This window comes from Streptomyces sp. TAA040, assembly GCF_000424845.1.
On record NZ_KE384254.1, the window covers coordinates 367488 to 375175 of the forward strand.

The following is a 7688-nucleotide window of genomic DNA, read 5'->3' on the forward strand; positions in this document are numbered from 1 at the left end:
CGGAGGACAGGCAGATGCACAGCAAGAAGGACCAGGTCCAGGCGCACCTCTTCGTCATGGGCCGGCTCGCCTCGGCGATGCTCCGCGCCGAACCCGACGATCCGGAGAGCCCCTCGGGTCGGACCAACCGCGGAGCGGCGATCGGCCTCATCCTGGCGCTGCTGGTGTGCGCCGGCGCCTTCGTGTTCGGCCTTATCCTGCCGGGTGGCAACGACTCCTGGCGGACCTCGGGCGATCTGGTGGTCGACAAGGAGACCAGCGCCCGCTACCTGTACCTCGACGGACGGCTGCGCCCGGTGCGCAACTACGCCTCGGCACGTCTGCTGGCCGGCGGCGAGCTGGGCGCGACCTCGGTGCGCACCTCCTCGCTCGGCGACACCCCGCACGGCACCCCGGTGGGCATCCCCGGCGCGCCCGAAGCGCTGCCGGACAGCGGCGAGCTGGAGTCCGACCCGTGGCTGGTGTGCTCCGGCCTCAGCCCGTCCGCCACCGGGGACCCCGAGGTGACCACCCGTCTGGCCATCGGAACGGACACCGCGGAGGTGCCGGAAGGCCGCAAGCTCGGACGGGGCGACGGCCTCCTGCTCCAGGACCCGGCCGGCGAGACCCACCTGGTGTGGCAGGGCAGCCGACTGCGCCTGGACGCGAAGGCCAACGCCGTCGAGTCGCTCGGCTACGGGGACGCCACGCCCAGGCCCGTCTCCGCGGCCTTCGTCGACGCGTTCCCGCAGGGCCCCGACCTCGCTCCGCCGGAGGTCCCCGGACGCGGTGACGACGGGCCCGAGCTCGGCGGCGCGGAGACGCGGATCGGCCAGGTGTTCCGGGTCGACGTCCCCGGCTCCGAGCCGCGTTTCCACCTGTTGACCGAGGAGGGCCTCGTGCCGCTCACGGCCACCGGGGCCGCCCTCGTGCTGGGCGACCCGCAGACCCGCGAGAAGGCCTACGGCGGAGGTGCGGCCACCGTGGCCGCACTCGGCGCCGACGCGCTGGCCGAGCATCTCGCGCCCCGCGCCCGTGACGCCGACGAGGGGTCCGACGACAGCCGTCCCGCCTCGCCTCCCGAGCTCGTTGACGTCGCCCCGGGCTCCGCGGCCTGCGCCGGTATCGACACCACCGGGGGCAGCACCAGGGTCGGGGCCTCGACCCTGCCCGAGGAGGATCTGGGCGACCCCGTACCCGTCCCGGCACCGGAGATCGAGCCGGCCTGCACGAAGGTCGACGCGATCTCGGTGCGCCCGGGGAAGGGCGCACTCGTCCGGGCGCTGAGCGCGAGCGGCAGCCCGATGGGTGACACGACGTTCCTGGTCACCGACACCGGAGTGAAGCACCGCCTGCTCTCGAAGGAGGCAGTCGAGGCCCTCGGATACGGCGGAGCGGACCCTCGCACGCTGCCCGCGCAGTTGCTGGCGATGCTGCCGAGCGGGCCCGACCTCACCCCCGAGGCGGCCTCCTCCGGTGAAGCCCGGGTGACCCTGCGGTGTGCGCGGGCAGGCGGTGACGCGGCAGAACCCGCCGCGGCGCGCGAGGACGGGTAGCGGAGCGAGCACGGACCGGTGGCCGGGGCCGGATCGGAGAGCAAGACGAGTAAAAAATCGGCCACTGTTGGCGCATGACGGAACGTCACAACACCGTCCGGCGCGGCTACTTGCAGGGCGGGAATGTCGCTTCTGTCCGACTCGAATTCGCTCTGGTCTCACATGAGCGGGGCATTGTTCCGGGTGGTGCTCAGGTGAGCGACCCGGAAGGTTGAGTTCGTCCTCCCATTCGTCAGGGCAGTCGTTGCCAAACTGATCGCGGCTTGCTTACGATCTGCGAACTCCTGCTATGTGTCACCCTTGTCGGTGGCCGCAGGGCCTCAGGCTGCCCAGTGGGCACTCCGGTGACGCCACCCCCAACCGACGGTGAATTGTGCCGAAAGGAATTCTTTCATGGCTATGCAGCAGTCCGAAGAGGGCGCAACACGAAACGGCATCATGGCGCTGGAGCAGGCGTTCAACGGTGTACTGAAATGTCAGCAGGACGTCCAGAACACCCGGTCCAACCTCGGCACCGCATACCAGGGTTCGGACGGTGGCGGCTACGGCAAGCTCCTCGACCAGTGGGACGGCCACGTCGACACCATCCTGGTGAACCTGGACCGCATGGTCGACGAGCTCAACGAGACACTGCGGGCCCATGGTGAGGCCCAGGGCTCGTCCAGCGAGTCGATCAACGCGGAGTACAACCGGTCCACCCAGGTCTTCGACGCGCTCAACGGAACGAACCTCTCCGGCAACTGAGCGGTGGCCGCCGCACCGGCACGAGCGGGTGCCCGCACGTGCCGGACGCGTCCGCGCCTCTGCCCGAACCCCCGGCCCGCAGCCCTGCCGGGCGCATTCCACACCGCCACCGTCCACCGCAGTCACCGGTCGCCGCCCCGCCCACAGGTGGTGGCCGGCCCCCAACACCTCCGCGGCGAAACGAGGAACTCCATGGACCTGAGCGACGGCTTCATCTATGTCGACTACAACAGCGCCGAGAACGCGGCGGAGGACATGGTCTTCCAGTCGCAGGCGATCATGAGCATCATCACGAACCTGGAGATGGAGCTCACCGAACTCAGGAACACCTGGATCGGTGACGACAAGGACGTCTACAGCGAGGTCCAGGCGAACTGGAACCAGGCCGTGGAGAACATCAAGAGCCTCCTCGCCAACCACTCGAACCTGCTGACCGACATCTCCAGCAACTATCGTTTCACGGAGAAGAGCCTCTCCGACCGGTGGGGCGACATCCGGATCGGGAGCCGCTGACCCCGGCTCCTCGCGCGACGCGCGCCCTTGTCGCCACTGCACCACCGACCCGTGGCCGGGGCGCGAGACCGCAGTGCAGCGATCGGGTGCCGCCGTCCTCAGCCGTGCCGGGCGGGGCCGGCGGCACCGATGCGTCGCCGGGGTGTCCGGCGGCGGAAGACGTCCGGCGACGGGAAGGGGGCCGTGGTGGCCGAAAGAACGGTACTCGACCAGGAGTTCCTCAAGAATTTCATACGTGACCACATCGAGGAGTTCAGGGACGGGCTGGCCAAGATCCGCAAGGACGACCCGGTGGCTGGCAAGGCCGTGACGTACATCGCGGAAGGCGACCTCTCCGTCGACGAGCTCGTCTCGACCAAGCCCCTGGTGCTGGGACTGATGGCTTCCGGTGCGTCCGACCTGGTGGGAGCGGGGGCACTCAACCAGAGGATTCAGTCCGCCGCGTCCGAGATCGACCGGGTCCTGGAGGAACAGGAGGTCCTCTTCGAGGACATCGAGGACGCGCTCTGGGCGACCATCGAGGAGTTGAAGAAGAACCAGGACGCCAACCTGGAGAGCATCACCCCCGAGGAGTTCACGGACATCTTCGAAGACGTGGAGAGCGACCTGGCCGGCGGCGAGGACGACTGACCCTCTCCACACGTGAGAGACATGGCGAGCTGTTCCTGCACGGCCCGTCGTTACATTCCTGACCTTCCCTTTCTCGGAGCCCCGTGATGGCCAGTGACAACAACGACGACAACTGGAAACGTGCAGTTGACATGCTCACCGGCTACGAACTGCCGGACCGGAGCAGATTGTTCGATGATCTCAAGGGCAACGAGGACATCCCTCTCATGCACGTGCGCCTGGAGAAGGACAGCTCGACCTACCAGTCGGGCTTCGTCTCCGCCGGGGGATGGCGCAAGGACAACACCGACTACGTCATGCCGTTCTACGCCTCGGGCGGCGACTCCGAGTCCGAGAGCGCCGGGACATCGCTGTCCCACTACAAGGCGTTCATCACCATGCTGGGAACCGCCGGAGGCAAGGACGGGCCGCCGAGCGGTGACGACGTCCTCATGGGCGTCACCAAGACCAGCTCGGTGCTCAAGGACGGAGGCGGCTGGAACAAGGACGGCGAGAAGGTCGAGTGGAGCACCGAGCCCCTCACCCAGTACGTCCACGGCTCGCTGGCCGCGCTGTCGAAGATCGTCGACTATCCGCACAGCACCCACGGCTTCTCCGAGCGCGGCATCGACGTGTCCGACTCCAACTACGTGGACCTGCTGTCTTTCACCGAGGTGGCGCGGGCGTTCGACCGGGCTGTGGCGTTCTTCAAGGACAGTGCCGAGACCATCGGGACCTGGGACAACGAGAACCTCGGTGAGGGAAGCGAGTCCTGGGACGGCACCGGCGCCAACATCTTCAAGGCGCTCGTGCACAAACTCGCCCGGAACTACGAGTGGTACGCCGAGCAGGTCGAGGGCGGCGAAGGATCGTTCCCCCAGGTGACGATCGACGGGACCGTCCTCTACACCAAGCCCGCACGGGAACTCGGCGACACGCAGTACATCATCCACGAGGAGGCGGTCAATCTCTACAACGCCTGGCAGGCGTGGAAGGCGGAGAGCAACCCGCTGCGCTGGCTGTACGACATGCTGCAGGAGGCCCGGCTCACCCTCTTCGACAACCAGTACGACAAGACCGACATCAAGTTCTCGTACAGCGCCTACTACTCCCGCATGTGGGTCGTGGCGACTGAGGGATTCCGTCAGACGATCGAGATCGAGGGCAAGGACTACGGTCCTCCGACCCAGATGACGACGTGGAAGGCCATCGGCGACGAAGCTGTTCGCCGCTGGGACAAGTCGGTGCAGGACTGGCTCTCCGAAGCCGGTGCCGAGGCCATCGTCCGGATCCAGAAGGCGATGAGCGAGGCGGAGAAGACCTTCGACGAGAACCTGACGGACAAGGACAAGAAGTCCCTCTCCGAAATCGCCCTGGAGGAAGAGGCGAAGAAGGACAAGGCCGAGGCGGACGCGGAGAAGGCCGCGGCCGAGGAGAGGTACGAGCGCGAGAAGGCGGAGGCGGACGCGGAGAAGGCCGCGGCGGAGGAGAAGTACGAGCGCGAGAAGGCCGAGGCGGAGGCCGAGGCGGACGCGGAGAAGGCCGCGGCCGAGGAGAGGTACGAGCGGGACAAGGCGGAGGCGGACGCGGAGAAGGCCGCGGCGGAGGAGAAGTACGAGCGGGACAAGGCCGAGGCGGACGCGGAGAAGGCCGCGGCGGAGGAGAAGTACGACCGTGAGAAGGCCGAGGCGGAGGCCGAGGCGGACGCGGAGAAGGCCGCGGCCGAGGAGAGGTACGCAGAGGAGAAAGCCGAGCAGGAGGCGATCCGCGAGGAGCAGAAAGCGGAGCAGGACGCGGTCCGCGCCGAGCAGGAGCAGATCCGCGAGGAGGAGAAGGCCGCCGCCGACGAGGAGAAGGAAGAGGCGAAGCAGGAGGCCGCTGCCCAGCAGGCCGCGGCACTGAGGATCGCGGACCAGCAGCGGGCCGAGGCCAAGCGGGATAGCGACGAGGCCAAGGCGGAGGCGGATGCGGAGAAGGCTGCCGCCAAGGAGGAGCAGGAACAGGCCAAGGCCGAGGCGGATGCGGAGAAGGAGGCGGCCAAGGCGGAGGCGGATGCGGAGAAGGCTGCCGCCAAGGAGGAGCAGGAACAGGCCAAGGCCGAGGCCGAGGAGGAGCAGGCACAGGTCCGGGCCGAACAGCAGCAGGCTCAGGCCGAGGCGGAAAAGGACCGCGAGGAGGCACTGGCCCGGAACGAGGCCGATCGCGAAGAGGCCCAGAACCTTCAGGAAGAGGCCCGGCAGGAGGCCGAGGACGCCGGGGAGCAGGCCCGGCAGGAGGCCGTTCAGGAGCGGACGCAGGCCAGGTTCGAGGCCGAGCAGGCCAAGGAGCAGGCTCAGCAGGATTTCGATCAGGACAAGGCCGAGGCCAGGGCGGAGCGCGAGGAGGCCGAACAGCAGGCCGACCGCGAGGAGGCCGAGGCCAAGCAGGAGTTCGACCAGGCCAAGCAGGAGGCGCAGGAGCAGCGCGAGGAGTCCCGGCAGCAGGCCGAGGCGGACCGGCAGGAGGCTTGGAGCGAGTTCGACCGCCAGATCGCCGACGGAGAGGACCCGGACACCGCCCGCGCGGAGTACGACCGCCGGCTTGGAGAGATCGACGCCGCCGAACGCGAGGCCGTCGAGCAGGCCGACGCCGCCGAGGAGGCGGCCCGGACCGAGTACGACGCCCAGCAGGAATCCGTCCGGGAAGCCCGCGAGGAGGCCCGGGCGGACGCCGACCAAGCCCGCCGGGACGCCCGGGCGGAGTACGACCGCCGGATGGGGGAGATCCAGGCCGACGTGGACCGGGCCAACGAGTCCGGCAACCGCAACATCGACGAGCTGATCCAGCAGCGGATCGCCGACCTGCCCGCTCCCCCCGACCTCTCGCAGGGCGACCCCGGTGCCAACGGGTACCCGGAGTACTCCTCCGCCTTCAACGACAACCTCTACAACGAGGAGGACCTGTCGTACGCGCTCGGGCGGGGCTCCGACGGCGCCGGCGCCGCTGCGGACGCGGGGGACTCCCAGGGTACGGGCGGCGCACCGCCGATGTACCCGCCGCAGATGCGCGGCATGGGCGGCGGTGGCGGGGACGCCGGATCGAATTCGGAGCGCACCCGGAGCGTGCTCGAACCCGGAGTCACCCGGCAGAGCACCCGGCCCGTACCCTCGGCGCAGGTCGACGGGGAAGAACACCAGGTGACGACCCGGGGCGGTACCCAGACCTCCAGCGGTACGCCCTTCATGCCGCCCATGGGCGGCGGGGGCGCGCCGGGCGGCGGCCAGCAGCAGACCGAGAGCGGCGACCGCGAGCGCAGCACCTGGCTGGCCGAGGACGAGGACGTCTGGGGAACCGACGAGGGGGGAGCACCGCAGGCGCTCGGGCGGTGAGTCGGACGGAGCCGGCAGTGCGGGTACGTGAGCACCCGACGGAACGGCCGCGCGAAGCGGCGGACGTGAGGAGACGGCGTTGAACCAGCCGATGGAGGACCGCGTCGCGGAGGCGATGGCCCATCTGAAGTCCACCGAGGAAGCGGTGGCCAGAGCCCAGGGGGAGCTGGAGCAGTCCACGGAGACGGCCCGGTCGACCGACCGCTCGGTGCGGGTCACCGTCGGCGCCAGGGGGGAACTGACGGCCCTGGAGTTCCTGGACGGCAAGTACCGCACGATGGCTGCCTCGCAGCTCTCGGCCGCTGTCCTGGAGGCCGCGAACGCGGCACGCGGCGGCATGGCGCGCCGGGTGGTCGAGATGTTCGAGCCGATCACCAGGGCACTGCCGAACGGCCGCACGGCCGAGCACCCGGGAGTCGACTGGGACAGCATCTTCGGCTCCCTCGTACAGGAGACATCCCAGGAACGCCGGCCGACGGCGATGAGCCGGCTGCGCGACGAGATCGTCGAGGACGAGGCGGACCCGGGCGACACCCTCGGGCCCGCGGGCACGACACACACGGGAGGCAACCATGGCTGAGTACTCGGCTGACGTGCAGGAGATCCTGAAGGGGTCCCGGCACATCGCGGATGCGGTCGGCTACGGCGACCGGATGCTGCCCGATTTCGAGCGCTCCACCGCTCTGTACTCGGGGTGGTGGGGCGACGAGGGCGGTGACGACGCGTTTGCCAACCAGGTCGGTCCACAGGTCCGCGCGGAACAGGAGCAGGTGACGGAGACCGTCCGCGCCATCACGCAGGGTTTCAACGCGCTGGTCGAAGCCGTCGCCGCCGAGGCGACGGCGGTGCGCAGCCCGCAGGACTTCGCGCTGGACAGCATCCACGACCAGGCCGCGGGCAGCGACGCCCGGCGCTGAGC

The 7688-nt window shown here is 69.3% G+C and carries 7 protein-coding genes; all 7 read left to right on the forward strand.

The window, feature by feature from the left end; translation table 11 throughout:
• Window positions 1-14: 14 nt before the first annotated feature.
• Complete coding sequence (gene eccB / locus H300_RS0123480) at window positions 15-1535, forward strand: type VII secretion protein EccB (RefSeq protein WP_028429337.1); 1521 nt, start codon at window positions 15-17, stop codon at window positions 1533-1535.
• Window positions 1536-1928: 393 nt separating this feature from the next.
• Window positions 1929-2279, forward strand: a complete 351-nt coding sequence (locus H300_RS0123485; RefSeq protein ID WP_028429338.1) for a hypothetical protein — start codon at window positions 1929-1931, stop codon at window positions 2277-2279.
• Between the two features lie 192 nt (window positions 2280-2471).
• On the forward strand, window positions 2472-2792 hold the full coding sequence (locus H300_RS0123490; protein WP_028429339.1) for a WXG100 family type VII secretion target: 321 nt from the start codon (window positions 2472-2474) through the stop codon (window positions 2790-2792).
• 186 nt (window positions 2793-2978) lie between these two features.
• Complete coding sequence (locus H300_RS0123495; RefSeq protein ID WP_158678436.1) at window positions 2979-3422, forward strand: type VII secretion system-associated protein; 444 nt, start codon at window positions 2979-2981, stop codon at window positions 3420-3422.
• 86 nt (window positions 3423-3508) lie between these two features.
• Window positions 3509-6769 carry an AAWKG family protein gene (locus H300_RS29600; RefSeq protein WP_028429341.1) on the forward strand — a complete coding sequence of 1087 codons (3261 nt, stop codon included), beginning with the start codon at window positions 3509-3511 and terminating at the stop codon, window positions 6767-6769.
• 79 nt (window positions 6770-6848) lie between these two features.
• The gene (locus H300_RS28900; RefSeq protein WP_486584021.1) at window positions 6849-7349 is read left to right on the forward strand and encodes a YbaB/EbfC family nucleoid-associated protein; all 501 of its coding nucleotides are present in this window, start codon (window positions 6849-6851) and stop codon (window positions 7347-7349) included.
• Window positions 7342-7686 (forward strand): hypothetical protein, encoded by a 345-nt coding sequence (locus H300_RS0123510; protein ID WP_028429342.1) that lies wholly within the window; start codon window positions 7342-7344, stop codon window positions 7684-7686. The genes H300_RS28900 and H300_RS0123510 overlap by 8 nt, the downstream gene beginning before the upstream one ends.
• Window positions 7687-7688: the final 2 nt, after the last annotated feature.

Coding starts and splice junctions, on each gene's coding strand:
- H300_RS0123510 (WP_028429342.1), top strand. CDS start 7,342: ATGGCTGAGTACTCGGCTGACGTGCAGGAGATCCTGAAGGGGTCCCGG.
- H300_RS0123490 (WP_028429339.1), top strand. CDS start 2,472: ATGGACCTGAGCGACGGCTTCATCTATGTCGACTACAACAGCGCCGAG.
- eccB (WP_028429337.1), top strand. CDS start 15: ATGCACAGCAAGAAGGACCAGGTCCAGGCGCACCTCTTCGTCATGGGC.
- H300_RS29600 (WP_028429341.1), top strand. CDS start 3,509: ATGGCCAGTGACAACAACGACGACAACTGGAAACGTGCAGTTGACATG.
- H300_RS0123485 (WP_028429338.1), top strand. CDS start 1,929: ATGGCTATGCAGCAGTCCGAAGAGGGCGCAACACGAAACGGCATCATG.